The organism is uncultured Bifidobacterium sp., assembly GCF_945269915.1.
Taxonomy (GTDB): domain Bacteria; phylum Actinomycetota; class Actinomycetes; order Actinomycetales; family Bifidobacteriaceae; genus Bombiscardovia; species Bombiscardovia indica.
The window spans coordinates 1-18,267 of sequence record NZ_CALYOY010000036.1 but is presented as its reverse complement, the minus strand read 5'-3'; the positions used below and the strand labels follow the sequence as shown (position 1 = coordinate 18,267).

Here is an 18,267-nt window from a genome sequence, read left to right as displayed (position 1 = left end):
TCAGAGAATGGAGGCCGGGTCAAGGAGGTGCATGTCCTCAGGGTTGATGACCTCCGGGACATGCAGGTAGAGCCTGGGTATCCGGTTACGCAGACAGGTGAAGATCTCATAGCTGATGGTTCCGGCGGCCCTGGCCCAGTCATCGGCCGTGGGCTCGCAGAAGCCTTCACCACGACCGGGACCGAAGAGGACCACGGTATCACCCTCCTGAACGCCCATGGTCGAGGCCTTCCCCTCCAGATCCAGGATGCACTGGTCCATGCAGACCCGGCCGGATACACGGACCAGGCGCGGACCCTGTTTGGTCATCAGGCGGACAGGACCCCCACGGTGGGTGGTTCCGGTGGAGCCCTGGGCATCGAACCCGGATGCCGATCTGTGGATGCCATCCGCGTAGCCCAAGGGCATGATGGCCGTGGAGGTATCGGCACTGGTCAGGTAGGTGCGACCGTAGGAGATGCCGTGACCGGCCTCCAGGTCCTTGACCGTGCTCAGCTGGGCCTGGAGGGTCATGGCGGGCGTCAGCCCGTAGTCGGCGGACCGGCCCATGGAGGGATCCGGCTCGTACCCGTACAGGGCGATCCCGGGACGGGTCAGTTCATAGTGAATCTCGGGACGGTTCAGAGTGGCAGCGGTGTTGGCCAGGTGACGGATCCTTGGCTTCATGCCTGCGTCGGTCATCCGGCGGTCGAAATCCTCGAAGCAGGCGATCTGAGCATCGGTCGAGGCCACGAAATCGGGAACATCGGGCATGTCCGCCACCGCCAGGTGGCTGAAGAGCCCGACCACATCCAAAGTCCCCTCCGCAGCCAGGGGACCGAGCACATCCAGAGCGGAATCGAAGGACTGAGGCGTGAACCCGTTGCGACCGAAACCCGTGTCCACCTTGACATGGACCCTGGCGGGCACACCGACTCGCCTGGCGGCCTCCCCCACCCGGTCGACGATATGGAGGGATCCGACCGCCAGGTCAATATCGGCACGAATCAGGTCATCCAGGGGTGCCTTGTCGACGTTGTAGATCCAGGTCAGTATCCGGCACCGGTCCGGCCCGATGCCCTCCCTGCGCAAGCGCAGGGCCTCCCGGGGCTGGGCCGTACCCAACCATGTGGCACCTCCGGCGAGCGCGGCAAGGGCGGCGGGAATCAGACCATGACCATAGGCATCCGCCTTGACCACACCCATGACCTGGGCGCCGGACCCGGATTCGCCCACACGTCTGACCATCTCCTCCATATTGCCCTTGAGGGCCGCCAGATCGACAATGGCCTGTCCTGGATAATCCTCCAGGGCCTTCTCATAATTGTCACGGCCGCTGGCCGAGGAGAATTCCCAGGAGGGTGCTGCATTCAAACTCATGGAACCATTGTGCGACAGACCGGAGTCAAAAAACACCGGCATGGTCCAACCGTGACCATACCGGCACCTTGCACTGAAGAAATCGATCGACGAACCATCCAGGAGGCCAAACCAGCGGCCCATCCCTGGTTCAGATTGTCGGCAGTCCTTACGGTCATCGTTTCATGCGGCCATCAGCACATGGCCACAGTCACACGGCCACCAGCTGCCTGACCGTGGACCCGACCTTACCGACGGAGCTCCCCAGGCTGTCGTGATGCTGGTAGGCCACCCTCACCGGGTCGATATCCTTGTTCTGCGGCATGATGATGTTGCCGCACCTGGTGAATCCATGGGTCTCCAGGATGTGCTGCATGGCGTAGTTCTTCAATCCGGTATCGGCACGGACATTCTCGAAATGACGCATGCTCCAGTTCAGGAGGTCACTGGCTGCATGCCGGGCCAGACCGGAGGAGGCCACCCGGTGGATGGTGGTATAGGGCTGGTCGTCGAGCCAGGCACCATCGATGACCCGGTAGTCCGGGTCATCGTCGTGGAAGAGGGCGAAGACACCGATGATGCGCTCATGTTCGCCGCGGTGCTCGTCCAGTTCAGGCTCCGGATAGTCGGGATCCCGGGGCGGATTGGCCGCGGCCGCCGCATCGTCCACCAGGAGCAGGGTGTGACCGCCCTCGATGTCCGCCTGGATACGTTCGGGCAGCGGATACTTGTCGCCCCACTGACGCGGGTTGCCCGTCTCGGCCATCTTCTTCCGGGCATAGGCATAGACCGACATGATGGCCTCGAAATCATCCATGGTGGCATGACGAATCCAACGTGCCGTTTCCATCTCGTACCTGCGCACTCTTGGCACCTCTTTCCTGACCTGAGAGGCAGGGGGTTTCCGCACCCCTTGCGATTGCCGAAGTACGAGTGTAACCAATGGCAGGTCAGGCGGAAGGGACTACGCATTGAGCGAATCGGGGAATAGATCGGGCTATTGTGTGTTCCTTTCATCCGCGCGGGAACCCGGATAGCGCCCCCCTGCCCGATACGTCCAGGGAGGTTTCCATCAACGCAACACACCAGGGAAGTGGCATCTTCCTCATAGCCGCATTTCGGTTGGCGCCAACACGAATGAGCCCGGAACGATTGACCGTTCCGGGCTCTCCACCACAAGTCCACGAGGGAATCAGACCAGCTTGCGCTCGTAAGGGTCGGAGCTGATGCCGGCGTCGACGATGTCGCGGCTCCACTGCTTGGCGGAGAAGAGGGAGTGGTCGCGGTAGTTGCCGCAGGAGGTGATCTCGGTACCGGGCACATCGTCCCAGGTGGCCTTCTCGGCGATGAACTCCAGGGACTCCTTCAGGGCCTTGGCGACTTCCTCGGTGGAGTGGCGGCCCCAGGTCAGGAGGTGGAAACCTGTACGGCAACCGAAGGGCGAGCAGTCGATGTAGCCCGGGATGCGCTCGCGGAGAAGGACGGCGATGGTGTGCTCGATGGTGTGTAGGCCACCCGTGGGGATGGCGTTCTCGTTGGGCTGGACCAGGCGCAGATCATAGTTGGAGATGATGTCGCCCTTGGGGCCCTCCTCCTCGTCAATCAGACGGACATACGGGGCCTTGACCTTGGTGTGATCCAGTTCGAAGCTTTCGACTACGGGCTTGTCTGCCATGTTCGTTTCCTTTCCTACCGGGCGCCCTGGGTGTAAGGCGACCCTGACGAAGTCATGTATGTCTCATGGTAGGCCGACCGGCCTATCTGACCCGGCCCGGCCACGCAGACGCTTACCCCTCCTGAGCTTCGGTGCCGCTCTTGGAGGAGAACCCGGCGACGACCTCCATGAACCGGGTCCCGTACTGCTCCAGCTTGTGCTGCCCCACCCCGTTGACGGCCAGGAAGGTGGAGTCGTCGGTGGGGCGGAGCCGGCACATATCGCGTAGGGTCTTGTCGGAGAAGACGATGTAGGGGGGTTTGCCGATCTCGCGTGCGATGCTGGTTCGCAGATCGCGCAACTTCTGGAAGAGTTCCTCATCCTCTGGGCCGGCCTCACTGGCACCGGCCTGGTCGAGGCCGTCCTCCTCCGCCACCGAAGAGGCTGCGCCCCCATAGACCTTGCCGGAAGCCTGGTCCTCCACGGCGACAAGGGCCCGTGGCCGTTCCACCCGCTTGATCTCATAGTGGAAGTCCGGACTGACCGTCTGGGCGGCCTTGGGCCCGAAATGGACCATGGGGAGTCGCCCCTCGGTGATGGACAGGTACCCGTCCGAGGCCAGCTGGTTGAGCACATCGCGAATTCGCGCCTCGGGAATATCGGAGAGGGAACCGTAACTGGGGCAACGGTCCAGACCGCGCCGCAGGAGATCCTGTGATCGTGAGCCCCTGAGGATCTGGGCGATCTTCCCGGAGCCGAACCCCTGGTTCACGTCATGCACGCACCGGCTGATGGCACGGGCCACTTCACTCACATCGATGGTCTCGAACGTGCTCAGACAATTGGAACAGTTCCGGCAGCCGACATGGTCATCACCCTCGCCCTTCCCCTCCTTGTTCATGTCATGGTGCCCGACCGGGATGGACTCGCCCTTGCCGGCTTCGGCAGGCGAAAGACCGGCGGCGGCCTGATCGACCTCTTCGCCGAAGTAACGCAGCATGTACCGGTGAAGACAGCCGGTGGTCCGGCAGTAGCCGATCATGACATTGAGCAGACGCCGATGCTCGGCCCTGACCGCCTCCGCCTGATCACCGGTCAACCGTTCGTTGCCGTTGTCCATATCGAGGAGGCGTCGGCGCGTAACGATGTCGCTCTCGTTCCAGAGCAAGGAACACCGGGCCGGCTCCCCGTCACGACCTGCCCTGCCAGCCTCCTGGTAGTAAGCCTCGATGCTCTCGGGCATGTTGTGGTGGATCACATACCGCACATTGGACTTGTCGATGCCCATGCCGAAGGCATTGGTGGCTACAACCACCTGCACCTTGTCGTTGACGAAGTCCCGCTGCGCCCGCTCCCGGGCCTGGGCATCCATACCGGCGTGGTAGCTGACGGCACTGACCCCGACCTTGGTCAGGTCATCGGCCAGGGCCTCGGTCTCCTTGCGGGTGGCGCAGTAGACGATGCCCGAGTCATCCTGGTGTTTCAAGGCGTACCGGGCCACCCAGCGGTTCTTGTCCTTGGTCTCCAGCTTGATCACATCGAAGAAGAGGTTGGGTCTGTCGAAACCGGTCACGGCCACATAAGGATCGTTCAGTCCCAGCATGTACACGATGTCACGACGGACCTTCTCCGTGGCCGTGGCGGTGAAGGCCGCCACGACGGGCCGCTCCGGCAGGGACCTGATGAAGTCGCCGATGCCCAGGTAGGAGGGGCGGAAGTCCTGCCCCCACTGGGATACGCAGTGGGCCTCGTCCACAGCCAGGAGGGAGATTCGCGTCCGCTGGGCAAAGTCCCTGAACCTGGGGGCATCCAGGCGTTCAGGAGCCACGTACAGGATCTTGCTCCGCCCCTGGGCCGCCTGTGCAAGGGACAGAGCCTGCTCATCCATGTCCTGGGTCGAGTTGACGAAAGAGGCCTGGATGCCGGCATCCTCCAACCCATCCACCTGGTCCTTCATCAAGGAAACCAGGGGCGAAATAACGATGGTCAGACCGTCCAGGAGGGTGGCGGGAATCTGATAGCAGATGGACTTGCCTGCTCCAGTGGGCATGACACCCAGGCAGTCCCGCCCTCCCAGGACGGCCTTGACCAGATCCTCCTGACCAGGCCGGAAGGCCCCATACCCGAAATACCGCTTCAGCGCCAGCCCTGCATCCTCGATGTCCACCATGATTCCCAGTCTATTGCCTGACCGGAAGTGACGCAGTGGGTGAAATTACCATGTGGTCGATCATCGGCGGGCTTCTGGCCGAATCAGGAGGTGATACCCTGCAGTGTCGGCAGCTGCCTGCGGCTGATAAGCCGGTGACCGGCCAGGACATATGCGACAGTCAGGACCAGGGTGGGGACCGGCTGGGACGGATTAAGCAAATGGTGACATAGCCCCATGAATCATCCATGGGAGGTGGTTGTGAATGCCATGGAACGATTGCGAATGATCTGGGGTCAGGTGGTTGTGGAACGGGTCACGGCGTTGGAGATCGGTGAACGGAAGGCCATCGGGGCACAGACGAAGGCCACGATCAGAAGAGGCAGGTCAGTGAGCAGACCGGTGAAACCGACACACGGGTGGATGAGGCCGAACATTCCCATGACGAAGAGGCCGGACCAGGAAAACCACCGGCCGCGGAATCGTCTGCACCTCTGGATCCATGCCGGTCTGACCTGCCTGCGGCAGAAATCCCTGACCCTGGTCAGGTACCCAACCGGCCCCGACCCCATCACAGAAACCCCCGGCCCGGATTCGGTTCCGATCCTCATTACCTGTCTGATCTTCGTCGTGCCGCACCTTCCGTAACCTGAACGAAGCACGTCTGCAGATCCATAGGCGCGACTATAAGTCCCCTGGGCTGCTCTTCGGGCACCGGACCCCGATGCTGACGCGCACCCGATCGCCGATGCGTTGCCGACTCCGCAAGGACGGATTGGCCTCGTACAGGAAGACGTCCACATCTCGCGGACGTCCGGTGAGTCGTCTACCGGATTGCTCCCGTCCAGCCGGATCAGACCCTTGCCGGGGAGTATCCTGCCTCTTATCAGATTGCAGATGGTGGATTCGCGGGCCCCGCCCCTCCCGAAGAGCCCATAGATGATGCCCGGTTCAAAGCAGAGCGATATCTCATCCAGGGCCTTCAGACCACAGCATGTGTCGTCCATTTGGAAACCAGACTCGTTGACAGACCGTTTCCATGATGGCTGCACGATTTTTACGGGATACGCCCAGGGCCTTGGCCTCTTCGACCAGGTCCTGGAACCTCCCTGCCAGGAGTTCCTTCCTGCACTGATCACGAATCCGCCGCCCGGCACCGTCGGTGGCGAACATGCCCAGACCACGCCACTTCTCCAAACCACGGCCGGCCAGCAGGTTCATCCCCTTGAGGACCGTGGCCGGATTGATCTGGTAGGCGGTCGCGATTCCCGTGGTGCTGGGCACCCGCTCACCCTCGACGATCAGACCCTCGGCTATGGCTTCGGTCAGTCGATCCGCCACCGTCATGGATGTCGATTGCCATCGCTTGACCGCCTTGTCTGCCTGGGTCCGGTCTCTCGGACACCTGCATCCGAAACGCCGGTTGTGTATCTCACCACTCTGTACCTCTTAGTTACTTGAGTAACTGACCAACAGTGCAGGACTCGGGGTCCCATCCATCAAGCCGAATCTGAATTCCGTCCGTACACCATCCCCTTCCGGCAGTGCCGAATTCGATTCCACTGGACGGACTGCCGGGAAGGCCCTGATCAGATTCAGACGAACCTGGAATCAGGCAAGGCCGTATCAGCTACAGGGTCGCTGCCGCCAGCAGCTGCCTGGTATAGGATTCTCTGGGATGGTTGAGAATGGCCCGCACCGGCCCCGTCTCCACGACCTTCCCCTGATCGAGCACCAGGACCCGGTCCGCTACGTGCTGCACTACGCCCAGGTCATGGGAGACGATAACCATGGCCATGCCACCGGCCGAATCGGTCTGCTGCCTGGATTCAGCCATGATGGATTGAAGGGTATGGAGAATTCCCACCCTGGCGGAGACGTCGATGGCGCTCATGGGCTCATCGGCCAGGAGGATTCGAGGCTGCACGATCAGCGCCCTGGCTATGGCGGCACGCTGGGCCTGGCCGCCTGACAGATCCGACGGGTAAGCCGCCATGACCCGGGCGGGGTCCAAGTGAACCCGGTTCAGCATCCCGGCCACACCATCGGCCAGGTCTCCTTCATCCCGGTGCCGGTGCCAACCATGCCCGGCATCCCTCCTCCTCGCGGCCAGAAGCGGTTCGGCAATCGACCGGCCGATGGTCCATCTGGGGTCAAGCGAGGTGAAGGGATTCTGAAAGACCAGGGCGGAGTCCCTGGTCAGGGATCTGGCTGCGGATGACCCGGGCAGGACGGGCACACCCCGGTATGACAACTCTCCGGCATCCGGTCTCAACTGCCCCAGAAGCAGACGGGAAAGGGTGGTCTTCCCGGAACCGGATGATCCGATGATCGCCAGGCACTCCCCCGCGAAGAGGGCCAGGTCAACTTCCTCAACCGCCGCTTTCCGATCCGCGTCCCGACCCCTTCCTGGGTAGACCTTGGTCAATCCCCTCCCAACCAGGATCGGCTCGGCATGAGCGCGGCCTCCATCCATGGGGCCCGCAAGCACAGGGTCGGCCATGTCCGACGTCGCCACTCCTTCAGTCACGCCCATGGCTCTCCCCATCCCGGCCAAGTTCCGATTCGGGCTGAGCGCCCTGCACCCATTCTGTGCCATCATCGCCAGGGTCCTGCCCCTCTGCGCTCAAGGTCAGTTCCCTGGCGGCCCTGACCAGGGTCCTGCCCTGGGTGCTGGAGGGATCACGCAGGATGCTCTGCCTCCCCCCCTCTTCGACAACCCGCCCGGCATCGAGGACGTAACAGTAATCAGCGACCCTGGCCAGGACGGAGAAGTCATGGGTGATGAAGAGGAGGGAGGCGCCGCTGTTATCGACCAGGGAGACCAGGAGGTCCACGATCTGCCGCTGGGTGATGGCATCCAGGGCCGTGGTCGGCTCGTCCGCCAGAATCAGCCTGGGTTTGGCGACCAGGGCCGTGGCGATGGCCACCCGCTGCTGCTGGCCGCCGGAAAGCTCATGCGGGTACGAGGTGGCCAGATTCCCATCCAAACCGACCTCCGTCAACATCTCCATGACCCGCTGTCGTCTTTGCCCGGCGTTCAGGCGGTAATGATGACGGAGGGGAAGCTCGATCTGGTCGTAGACCTTCCGTACCGGGTTCAGGGCCGTGGAGGGGTTCTGAAAGATCATGCCCATCCGTGATCCGCGCAGGTCCGCCAGGGACCGGTCATCCGAACCGACGATCTGAAGACCGTCGACCAGGATGGAACCGGAGATGGAGGCCGTCAGCGGTGCGGTTCCCAGAACACTCCGGGCGATCATCGACTTCCCCGAGCCTGAGGAGCCGATAAGACCGACCCGTTGGCCATCCGCCACAGTGAGGTTCACCCCGTCAAGGATGGTGCGGCCATTGATGGACATGGTCAGGTCGTTAATCATCAAAGACATGATCGGCCTCCTTGGCCGGGATGATCGGCATCCATCCGAACGGAACGGTTGTCGCCGTTGGCCTGGTCATCACCGTCGGCAGGGCCAGGGCGGTCAGCGCATTCGGCATGAGCAGTAAGGCCACAACGGCTGATCGAATGAGCGGAACCAGCGGAATCAGCAGGACCATCCATGCCCTTGGACCGGGGTACCGCCCGACCGGCACCAGCAACGGCGGCCCTGAGTTCGGGATTGGTGACCGGGTCGATGGCGTCCCGCAGGGCATCTCCGAAAAGGTTCAGGGCCACCACGACCATGGTGACCACCAGCCCGGGCCAGAGCACGGTCAGGGGGAAGACGTTGATGAACTTGACCGAGGTGGTCAACGAATGCCCCCAGGAGGGCAGACCCGAGGGGACACCCACGCCCAGGTAGGTCAGTCCCGACTCGGCCAGGACCGAGGTGCCCGCCGACATGGAAAGCTGGACGCACAGGACCGGGATGATGTTCGGCACCAGATGGGTGAAGAAGATCCTGAAGGCACCGACACCGCTGTGTCGGGCCGACTGCACATAGTCCGACCCGGCCACCAGGAGCGCCTGGGGCCGTACGATCCGGGCCAGGTTGAGTCCGTAACCGAACCCGCAGGCAACGATGACGACGGCCATGCTGGGCCCCAGGGGAACCGCCAGAATCAGGGCCAGGAGAACCGTGGGCAGGGAGATCAGGGCATCAACCAGAACCACGACCGTCTGGGAGATTCCGGCATGTGGCGAGACCATGGCCATGACCAGGCCAAGCCCCAGAATCGCGGACAGGAGGACGGCCAGGAGGGACATGACCAGGTTGGTGGCGGAGCCTGCCATCAACCAGGAGAGGATATCGGCCCCGGTCCCGTCCGTACCGAGAAGATGGCCGCGACTGGGGGTCTGCCAGATTTGGTAACCGTCGGTGGACCAGATGGAGACCGGGGTCCAGAACCTTGAAACCAACGAAACCAGCACCCAGAGCGCCAGGACAATCAGCGAGTAGCGCCCCGCGGCCCTGTGCCACATGCTGCCCAGCACCACCCGGGTACGCCCCCAGAAACCCAAACGACCGGGAAGAGGGGGTCTCGACCCCAGGCGGCGACCACCTTGTTCTCCAGGATTCATCAGGCCGCCACCTCCCGCCTGGTCCCGTCGCGCAAGCGAGGATCAATCAATCTGTGGACAATATCCACTAAAAGTCCCAGGAGGAGGAAGAAGGCCGCCAGAAGAAGGAGCTCCGACTGGACAGCGAGGAGGTCACGGTTGCCGACATCGGCGATCAGCATGGATCCCAGTCCCGGCAGGGCGAAGAGGTTCTCACTGACCATGACCCCGGTGATCATCTCGGCCATGGTCAGCCCCACCACGGAGACCAGTTGGGGGGAGGCCACCCGCAGGCCGATGCGCAGGGCGGCCTGGGTCCTGGTCATCCCGCAGGCCATGCCCATGTCCACGTACCCCGAGGAGAGCATATCGCCCAAGAGGGAGCGGGTGTACCGCATGATGCCGGCACCCACGATGATGCCTGTCGACAAGGCCGGCAGGAGGAGGGACTGCAGGGCCTGTCCGGGTTGGTCCCAGCCCTGGACCGGGAACCCCTGTGAGGGCAGGAGGCCTATCAGACCGGCCCCCTTGGAGAAGAGCATGATGAAGAGGAGCCCCGACCAGAGGGCCGGAACGGCGCCTCCCACAATGGCGGCCATGTGGCTGAAGGCCTGCATCCTCGGGCTCCGGGCCAGGGCCGAGGCACACCCCAGCGGTATGCCCAGGACCAGGGCGATGGCCAGACCGCACAGAATCAGGGGGAAGGTGACCTGGGCCCGCTCCCCCACCTGGGCGGCGACCGGACGGTCGGTCAGGAGGGACCGCCCCAGGTCGCCATGCATCAGGCCATTGGCCCAGTCCAGGTACTGCCGTGGATAGGAACGATCCAGCCCCAGCCGCTGCCGCAGGGCCGTCACCCGCTCGGGTGGGGCGTTCAGGCCGGCCATGACCGAGGCCACGTCACCCGGCAGGATGCGCAGGGCCGCGAAGACCAGGACGGAGACCGCCACCAGGGCCAGGATAAAAAGCGCCAGACGTCTGAGCAGGAATCGCGCCATGGTCATGCCTTCCGGTAGGTCAGGTCGGCCAGGGGCAGGAGGGACTGGTTCAGGTTGACCGGGAACCCTTCCAGTCCCTGGTGCCAGGCCGTGGTGATCCGGTAGTTGAAGAGCCAGTCGGCTGCCGCATCCTCGCTGACCTGGCGGGCCGCCTTGGCCAAGAGGTCCCGCGAGCGCTCCCGGGAGACCGTGTCCATGGCCTGGTCGTAGAGCTGGCGCACCTTGGCGGAGTCGTAGTTGTAGTAGTAGGTGGGGGTGGCCCACTGGTAGAAGTCGTGGCTTTCGCCGTGGTCGACCAGGGAGAGGTCGTAATCCTTGTTGGCATGGACGTCCTGAAGCCAGACCGAGAACTCGACCATCCTGATGTCCAGGTCGATTCCCACGGCCTTGAGTTGCGAGCGCAGCTGGTCCCCCAACTCGGCCCCGTAGGTGTTGGCATAGGTCAGCCGCAACCGCAGAGGACGCCCCGGCCCATATCCCGCCTGGGCCAGGAGCCGACGGGCCCTGCCCGGATCATGGGGGAAGAGGCCGGTCAGGTCCTCATATCCCGGGTCCAGGGGAGGGATGGGTCCCCCCAGGGCCTTGTCGGCCCCGCCCCGGGAGGCGATCAGCTGCTTGTGGTCTATGGCGTACCGGATGGCCTGACGCACCCTGATGTCCGATGTCGCACCCCCCTTGCCGTTCATGGCCAGGACGAACTTGTCCGTATCATCCCCGGCCTGGACATGGAAGGAGGGATCGGACCGGAAGGGCCCGGCCAGGTTGGCGGTGATGGGTGCCAAAACCTGCACATCCCCGCTGCGCAGGGCGTTGACGGCGGCGTTGTCATCGGCCAGGTAGCGGATCCGAATGGTTCCGGTCTTAGCTTTCCTCGGCCCCCAGTAGTGGGGGTCGGCCTTGAGGATGACCGAGTCGTTGGGGCGGAAGGTCTCGACCAGGTAGGGCCCCGAGCCCTGGGCCTGGGTCTTCATGTCGTAGCTGGCGCGATGGTCGAAGACCAACCCGGCACGGCCGCTCAGCTCCCAGAGCAGGTGCTGGTATGGCCTGGTCAACCGCAGCCTGACCGTCGTGGCACCGACCTGATCGATCGACCGGTAGTTCCTGAGCATCTCGCTGCCCTGGTAGTGACGGTCCATCAGTTCCCGGAGGGACCAGACCACATCCGCCGCGTCAAGGGGGTGTCCGTTGGAGAAACGCATCCCCCGGTTCAGGTGGAAGGTGTATTCCAAGCCGTCAGCGGAGACCTCCCAGTCCTTGGCCAGGCCGGGGATCACCTTGTTGTCTGAGTCGCGGGCGACAAGACCCTCATAGACGTTTCCGATCAGCAACTGGTCCAGGGCGGTTCCCGATTGGTTGCGAATATCCAGGTTGCCGGGCGGCAGTTTCAGTCCGATGCTGATTGAACCGGCCAGACCCCCCTGGGTCCGGTCCGTCTGACCTCCCCTGTGGCCGGTCCAGAGCGAAACCACCAGGGCCAGGGCCAGCGTCAGGCTGAGCAGCTTCCAGGGCAAGGAGTTGCCTCGGGACGACATGGGCCTATAGGCCTCATTCAGGGTCGGGTCGGTGCTGGGGCCCGGCCGGTCGTCGGCACCCGCCCTCGGGCCCGGCCGGTCATGGCCTCTTCCTGCTTCGGTCGCGCTGCCCGGGGCATGCACGCCGGGTTCATCTGGTCTCATACCTATGTTCCCTCGTGAATTCGGTTGACCGCCATAATGGTCGATCACCTTCATCCAGCATAGACCCGGAGACCACCAGAGACGGGTTTCGGCGGTGTCCACCCGGGCGGCCCCCTAAGATGGAACCAAGGCAATGGGCGTGAACCGTCCCCCAAGGGTCGGCACCCGTTTTCAGGAACCATACCGGATGGCAAGGGAGACAAGCATGCTGGTGGCCGTGGATATTGGCAACACGAACATCGAGGTCGGCTTCATGGAGGGTGGCCAGGTCAGGGGGTCCTACCGGCTGACCACCAGGACGGACCATACGTCCGACGAGTTCGGCCTCATCCTCACCGAGTTCCTGGCCATGGCAGGATACCGGCCCGAGGACGTGGACGATGCCATCATCTCCTCGGTGGCCCCTGAGGTCATGCACCCCATCAAGGCCTGCCTGGTCAAGTTCTTCGAAGTGGAACCCGTGGTGGTCGGCCCCGGAATCAGAACCGGTATGAACATCAGACTGGATGACCCCCGCTCCCTGGGTGCCGACTGCCTGGCCGATTGTGTCGGAGCCTACCGCGTCTATGGCGGGCCGGTCCTGGTTGTGGATTTCGGCACGGCCACCACTTTCAACTACGTCGACGACAGGGGGTCGATCAGGTCCGGGCTGATCACCGTGGGCATCCGTTCCGGAGCGCAGGCCCTCTCCGGGCAGACCGCCCAGCTCCCCCAGATCGAGATAACCCGCCCGGATACCATCATGTCCACGGGGACCAGGACGGCCATGCAGGCGGGTCTCTACTACAACTTCCTTGGTGGTCTGGAACGGATCATCACCCAGTTCCAGGCCGAAATCGCCGAGGACTTCCAGGTGGTGGCCACCGGTGGCATGGGCCGCATCTTCTCCCAGGACACGGATCTGATCGACATCTACGACCCGGAGCTGATCTTCAAGGGCATGGCCTACATCCACGACCTCAATGCCGGCGGGTGACAACCTTCTCCACCAGGACTCCATTCACATCCAGGGTGACCGTCTTCCCGTCCTTGTCCTCCCAGGCCAGGGAGGCCACCAGGATGCTCCCCTCCCTGTCGACCCGCACCTGATGGTGGGTGCGGTTGAAGAGGAAGACGAACCGGTTCCGGCCGTCCTCGCTGACCCGCTCCACACACAGGCAGTCGCCCCGGGACTCGTCGGGCGGCTGCAGACCCTCCACCTTCATGGCCTCCAGGAGCTCGGGCAGGGTCTTTCTCAGCCCCTCCCGCCCCAGCCTGCACCCGAGATAGGCCGCCTTGCCCTGCTTCCAATCGTGCAGGGTCAGGGCCGGGATGCCGTCCATCCCCGTCCAGGAATCGGCCTGGTAGCTGGCCAGAACATGGGTGTCGTCGGCAAGTGAGGTGATGACGTCCGCCCAGTCGTGGGCGACGGTCCCGTTGCTCAGGTCAAGGTGGTCCATGGAACCCTCGAGACTCCGGTCCATGGGGGCGAACTCCTCGATCCTGATGCCCAGAAGGTCACGGATGGCGCCGGGATACCCGCCCAACCAGATACGGTCATGGGCATCGCTTATCCCGCTCAGGTAGGTGACGATGACCCGCCCGCCCTTGGACACGTAGTCATGCAGCCGTTCCGAGGTCTTCCTGCTGAGCAGATAGAGGGAGGGCAGAACAACCAGCGCATAGGTATCCCAATCGGAACGCACCGGGACCACATCGGCCCTGACACCCAGATCCAGGAGGGCCCTGTACCAGTCCAGGGGCTCGGTACCGTGCTGGACGTTCCTGCTGGGAACCGAGCTGTGCGCGCTGGCCCACTGACTCTCATAGTCGAAGACCACGGCCACCGGGGACTTGTCAAGCACGGTTCCGGCCAAACCGGCATCGGAGAGGCCGTCCAGGTCGTTGCCCAGCTCGCAGACATCCCGGAAGACCTGTGAGTCCTCACCGGCATGCGGCAGCATGGCCGAATGGAACTTCTCGGCACCGGCCTGTGACTGACGCCACTGGAAGTAGCAGATGGCGTCCGCCCCCAGGGAGAGGTGGGCCAGGGCATCCCTGACCAGCTGACCCGGTTCCTTCCGGAGGTTGACCGGCCGCCAATTGACCGCTGAGGTGGAATGCTCCATCAGCCACCAGGGCCTGCGTCTGGCTATGGAGTCCACCAGGCCGGAAGAGTAGGTGAGTTCATCCAGATGGGACTCACCCGGCGTGAAGTAATGGTCGTTGGAGACGAAATCGACCTGACTCCCCCAGTCGTCATAGTCCAGGGTGAACCCTTGGGAACTGACCATGAAGTTCGTGGTCAGGGGGATGTCCGGGGTGATCCTGGCCAGGGTGTCGCGCTCGGCCATGAAGAAATCCTTGAGGGCATCGGAGCTGAACCGCTCAAAGTCCAGGAGCCTGCCGGGGTTCTGGAAGTTCCCGGCACCGATGTACCTTGGAGGGAGGATCTGCGAAAAATCGTTGAGACTCTGGGACCAGAAGGAGGTGCCCCAGGCCTCATTGACTGCATCGATGGTGCCGTAGCGCTGCTTGCACCACCGCTGGAAGGCGCGCATGGCATCATCCGAGTAGTCGAAACGGTTGTGGCAACCGTACTCGTTGCCCACATGCCAGGCCACCACATAGGGGTTGTCCTGATAATGCTCGGCCATGGCTTTGCAGAGCTTCAGGGCATAGGTGCGGAAGACCGGCGAAGTGGGCCGCCAGTGCTGACGGGCCCCGGGCCAGACCGTATCGCCCCGTTCGTCCTTCCAGAGGATCTCCGGATGGGACTGGGTCAGCCAGGCGGGCGGCGAGGCGGTGGCGGAGGCCAGGTTCACCCCGATACCGGCCTTCCCCAACCTGGTGATGATCCGGTCCAACCAGTCGAAGTCGAAGACGCCCTCACTGGGTTCGATCCGCGACCAGGAGAAGACCGCCAGGGCAACCACGTTGACTCCGGCCTGGTTCATGAGACGGATGTCCTCGTCCCAGACCTCCTCGGGCCACTGGTCCGGGTTGTAGTCACAGCCGTACCAGAGTTTGGACGTCTGCTTCTTCAGGTGGCTGGGCCAGCGGTAGGGACGAAGCTTGGATCTGCTCATGGAACGAAACCTCCTGGATACTCTTCAGTACTGCCTTGCCTGGGCCTCTGACAGCCAGCCCACCGCCCCATCTTCGGGGCGCGGCTTGGTCACGACCTCGTATCTTATGCCATCACCCCATTATGGCCTGGGTCGGTGACGAAATCGAAGGATACCCGGGAGAAGAATGTCCGTTCCCGCCCCGAATAGGGATCGGTGAAGGTCAGGGAACGAGCGACCAGTTGGAGGGGGTGGCCGAAATCGTCGTAGGAACGCTCGACGACACGGGGATACAGGTCATCTCCGGCTATGGGGAGGCCCAGGGAGTTCATATGGACCCTGAGCTGGTGGGTCTTCCCCGTTCTGGGGTGAAGTTCATAAGCCGACATCAGCCCGGATGAGGACCGGACCACCCGCCCTCCTCCGGCGGCGAGTTCGATCCGGGTCTCGGCATTGACCGGTCCGGTAACCTCGAAGGCCTGAAGGCGCCCACGGTCCTTGATGATGCGAGAACGACGCAACAGGGGAAAGGGTCGTGGCGGTTCCAGCCCGATGGCGGTTCCGGTCGCGGGGCGATGAATGGGCCTGACCGGTGCCAGGCACTCGTAGGTCTTCCTGACCCGGTGCCCCTGGAAGAGCATCTGATAGGCACCCCGTGCCGAGGGGGCACGGACGAAGACCAGGACACCGGCGGTGGCCCGGTCGAGACGATGGGCAGGGATGATGTCAGGCTCACCGGTCATCTCGCGAAGCCGGATCAGGGCCGTACTCCGGTACCACATCCCCCGCGGGGTGGTGGCCAGGAAGTGGGGCTTGTCCACCACGATGATCCTGGAATCCTCATAGAGGATGGGCATATCGAAGGGAATGTCAGGCTCGTCCAGAACCCAACGGTGGGGCCGCTCCACCCGCCGATCGGACACCAGCCCGCCGCTACTCTACGGTGACGGATTTGGCCAGGTTGCGGGGCTTGTCCACATCCAGCCCCTTGAGGCGGGCAATATCCAGGGCGAAGAGCTGGAGGGGGACCACGTCCACCAGAGGGCTCATCAAGGTCGGGCACTGGGGCCTGCGGAAGACCACATCCGCATACCTGGCGGCATCCTCATCCTTTTCTTCGGCCACGGCGATGGTGAAGGCACCCCGGGCCTTGACCTCCTCGATGGAGGAGATGACCTTGCTGTGGAGGACGTCCCTCCCGCGGGGGCTGGGTACGATCACCACGACCGGCTCCCCCGGTTCGACCAGGGCGATGGGGCCGTGCTTCAGTTCCCCGGCCGCAAACCCCTCGGTGAAGGTGTAGGCGATTTCCTTGAGCTTCAGGGCACCCTCCAGGGCGACCGGATAACCCACGTGACGTCCCAGGAAGAGGAAGGAGCGGGCATCGAACATCCGCTCGGCCGTCTCCTGGACCTTGCGCGACTGGGTGTCCAGAACCCACTGGATCTTGGAGGGCATGGCCTTGAGGCTGTCGATGGTCTGATGGATCTCGTCGCGGTACATGGTCCCCTTGACCTGGGCCAGGTAGAGCCCCAGGAGGTAGGCGGCGACAATCTGGGCCAGGAAGGCCTTGGTGGAGGCCACAGCCACCTCCGGCCCGGCGTGGGTATAGAGGACGGCATCGGATTCGCGCGGAATCGTGGACCCCTGGGTGTTGCAGATGGCCAGGACCCGGGAACCCTGCTCCCTTGCGTGACGCAGGGCCATCAAGGTATCCATGGTCTCCCCCGACTGGGATATGGCCACCACCAGGGTCCGTGAGGTCAAAATCGGATCCCGGTACCGGAACTCGTGGGCCAGCTCCACCTCCACGGGGATTCTGACCCAGTGCTCGATGGCGTACTTGGCCACCAGGCCGGCATAGGAGGCTGTGCCGCAGGCCACCACGATGATCTTGTCGATCTGGCGGAAGACGTCTGCATCAACCTGGACCTCATCCAGGTCCAGGTTGCCCCTGTCGTCGTACCGTCCCAGGAGGGTGTTGGCCACGGAGGCCGGGTCTTCGTGGATCTCCTTGTCCATATAGGAGTCCCACCCGCCCTTCTCGGCGGCCGAGGCATCCCAGTCGACCGTGTAGCGTCGGGGCTCGGGGATGGGCTGCCCCATGAAGTCGGTGACGGTGACCGAGTCGGCGCTGATGCAGACCGCCTGGTCCTGCCCCAGTTCCAGGGCCTCCTTGGTGTAGGCGACGAAGGCAGCCACGTCGGACCCCAGGAAGTTCTCCCCATCGCCCAAACCCACGACCAGGGGTGAGTCGTGCCGGATACCCACGACCAGGTCGGGCTGACGGCTGTCGACGGCCAGGATGGTAAAGGCTCCCTTGAGCATCCGGGCCACACGACGGACGGCCTTGAAGATATCGGGGGTCCCCTCCTCGTCGACGATCTCCTGGGCCGCCTTGCCGATGAGCTTGGCGGCCACCTCGGTATCGGTGGAGGAGACGAAGGTGTATCCCTCGGTCTGCAGATCCAGACGCAGTTGGGTGGCGTTTTCGATGATCCCGTTATGGATGATGGCCACCTTCCCGTCCTGACTCTGGTGGGGGTGGGCGTTCAGGTCGGTCGGCTCGCCGTTGGTGGCCCAGCGGGTGTGGCCGATGCCCACGGTCGCATCCGGCAGGGGGTTGGTTTCGATGTCGACGAGGAGGTTCTTCAACCGACCGGCCTTCTTGCGGACGGCGACCTTCTCCATGCCGGGGGCCGCCAGGGCCACACCGGTGGAGTCGTAACCACGGTATTCAAGGCGCCCGAGACCATTCAGGCAGACTTCAAGAGGCCTTCCACAAGCCGCATGGACAGATCCGGCATATCCAACGATTCCGCACATGATCCACCAGTGTAGCCAGGATGCCAGGGCAGCCCTGCCGACCGGGCGTATTCTTGCCTGAATATCTACAAGACATTA

The 18,267-nt window shown here is 63.5% G+C and carries 13 protein-coding genes and 1 pseudogene; 1 reads left to right on the top strand and 13 read right to left on the bottom strand.

The window, feature by feature from the left end; all coding sequences use genetic code 11:
* From alr to Q0K62_RS06885, 10 genes and pseudogenes are all read right to left on the bottom strand, one after another.
* The gene (gene alr, locus Q0K62_RS06930) at positions 1-1,359 is read right to left on the bottom strand and encodes an alanine racemase (protein ID WP_297317245.1); all 1,359 of its coding nucleotides are present in this window, start codon (positions 1,357-1,359) and stop codon (positions 1-3) included.
* Between the two features lie 190 nt (positions 1,360-1,549).
* The gene (locus Q0K62_RS06925; protein WP_297317244.1) at positions 1,550-2,188 is read right to left on the bottom strand and encodes an N-acetyltransferase; all 639 of its coding nucleotides are present in this window, start codon (positions 2,186-2,188) and stop codon (positions 1,550-1,552) included.
* 342 nt (positions 2,189-2,530) lie between these two features.
* A complete protein-coding gene (locus tag Q0K62_RS06920) occupies positions 2,531-3,013 on the bottom strand; it encodes an S-ribosylhomocysteine lyase (RefSeq protein ID WP_297317243.1) in 483 nt (160 codons plus the stop codon).
* A 112-nt stretch (positions 3,014-3,125) separates the two neighbouring features.
* On the bottom strand, positions 3,126-5,162 hold the full coding sequence (locus Q0K62_RS06915; protein WP_297317242.1) for a RecQ family ATP-dependent DNA helicase: 2,037 nt from the start codon (positions 5,160-5,162) through the stop codon (positions 3,126-3,128).
* 948 nt (positions 5,163-6,110) lie between these two features.
* A complete protein-coding gene (locus Q0K62_RS06910) occupies positions 6,111-6,488 on the bottom strand; it encodes a GntR family transcriptional regulator (protein WP_297317241.1) in 378 nt (125 codons plus the stop codon).
* 283 nt (positions 6,489-6,771) lie between these two features.
* The gene (locus Q0K62_RS06905) at positions 6,772-7,677 is read right to left on the bottom strand and encodes an ABC transporter ATP-binding protein (protein WP_297317240.1); all 906 of its coding nucleotides are present in this window, start codon (positions 7,675-7,677) and stop codon (positions 6,772-6,774) included.
* On the bottom strand, positions 7,664-8,530 hold the full coding sequence (locus Q0K62_RS06900) for an ABC transporter ATP-binding protein (protein WP_297317239.1): 867 nt from the start codon (positions 8,528-8,530) through the stop codon (positions 7,664-7,666). Before Q0K62_RS06900 ends, Q0K62_RS06905 begins: the two co-directional genes overlap by 14 nt.
* Positions 8,531-8,748: 218 nt before the next feature.
* Positions 8,749-9,564: pseudogene (locus Q0K62_RS06895) on the bottom strand (ABC transporter permease); the annotation flags it as partial.
* A 98-nt stretch (positions 9,565-9,662) separates the two neighbouring features.
* The gene (locus Q0K62_RS06890; RefSeq protein WP_297317238.1) at positions 9,663-10,640 is read right to left on the bottom strand and encodes an ABC transporter permease; all 978 of its coding nucleotides are present in this window, start codon (positions 10,638-10,640) and stop codon (positions 9,663-9,665) included.
* Positions 10,641-10,642: 2 nt separating this feature from the next.
* Positions 10,643-12,316: an ABC transporter substrate-binding protein gene (locus Q0K62_RS06885; RefSeq protein ID WP_297317237.1), complete on the bottom strand. Its 1,674-nt coding sequence runs from the start codon at positions 12,314-12,316 to the stop codon at positions 10,643-10,645.
* Between the two features lie 205 nt (positions 12,317-12,521).
* Between Q0K62_RS06885 and Q0K62_RS06880 the strand changes: the two genes are divergently transcribed.
* Positions 12,522-13,292 (top strand): type III pantothenate kinase, encoded by a 771-nt coding sequence (locus tag Q0K62_RS06880; RefSeq protein WP_297317247.1) that lies wholly within the window; start codon positions 12,522-12,524, stop codon positions 13,290-13,292.
* On the opposite strand, the gene Q0K62_RS06875 is transcribed toward Q0K62_RS06880, so the two are convergent.
* From Q0K62_RS06875 to glmS, 3 genes are all read right to left on the bottom strand, one after another.
* The gene (locus Q0K62_RS06875) at positions 13,276-15,384 is read right to left on the bottom strand and encodes a beta-galactosidase (RefSeq protein WP_297317236.1); all 2,109 of its coding nucleotides are present in this window, start codon (positions 15,382-15,384) and stop codon (positions 13,276-13,278) included. The genes Q0K62_RS06880 and Q0K62_RS06875 overlap by 17 nt on opposite strands.
* Positions 15,385-15,488: 104 nt before the next feature.
* Positions 15,489-16,220, bottom strand: a complete 732-nt coding sequence (locus Q0K62_RS06870; RefSeq protein WP_297317246.1) for a pseudouridine synthase — start codon at positions 16,218-16,220, stop codon at positions 15,489-15,491.
* Positions 16,221-16,296: 76 nt separating this feature from the next.
* Positions 16,297-18,189 (bottom strand): glutamine--fructose-6-phosphate transaminase (isomerizing), encoded by a 1,893-nt coding sequence (gene glmS / locus Q0K62_RS06865; protein ID WP_297317235.1) that lies wholly within the window; start codon positions 18,187-18,189, stop codon positions 16,297-16,299.
* Positions 18,190-18,267: the final 78 nt, after the last annotated feature.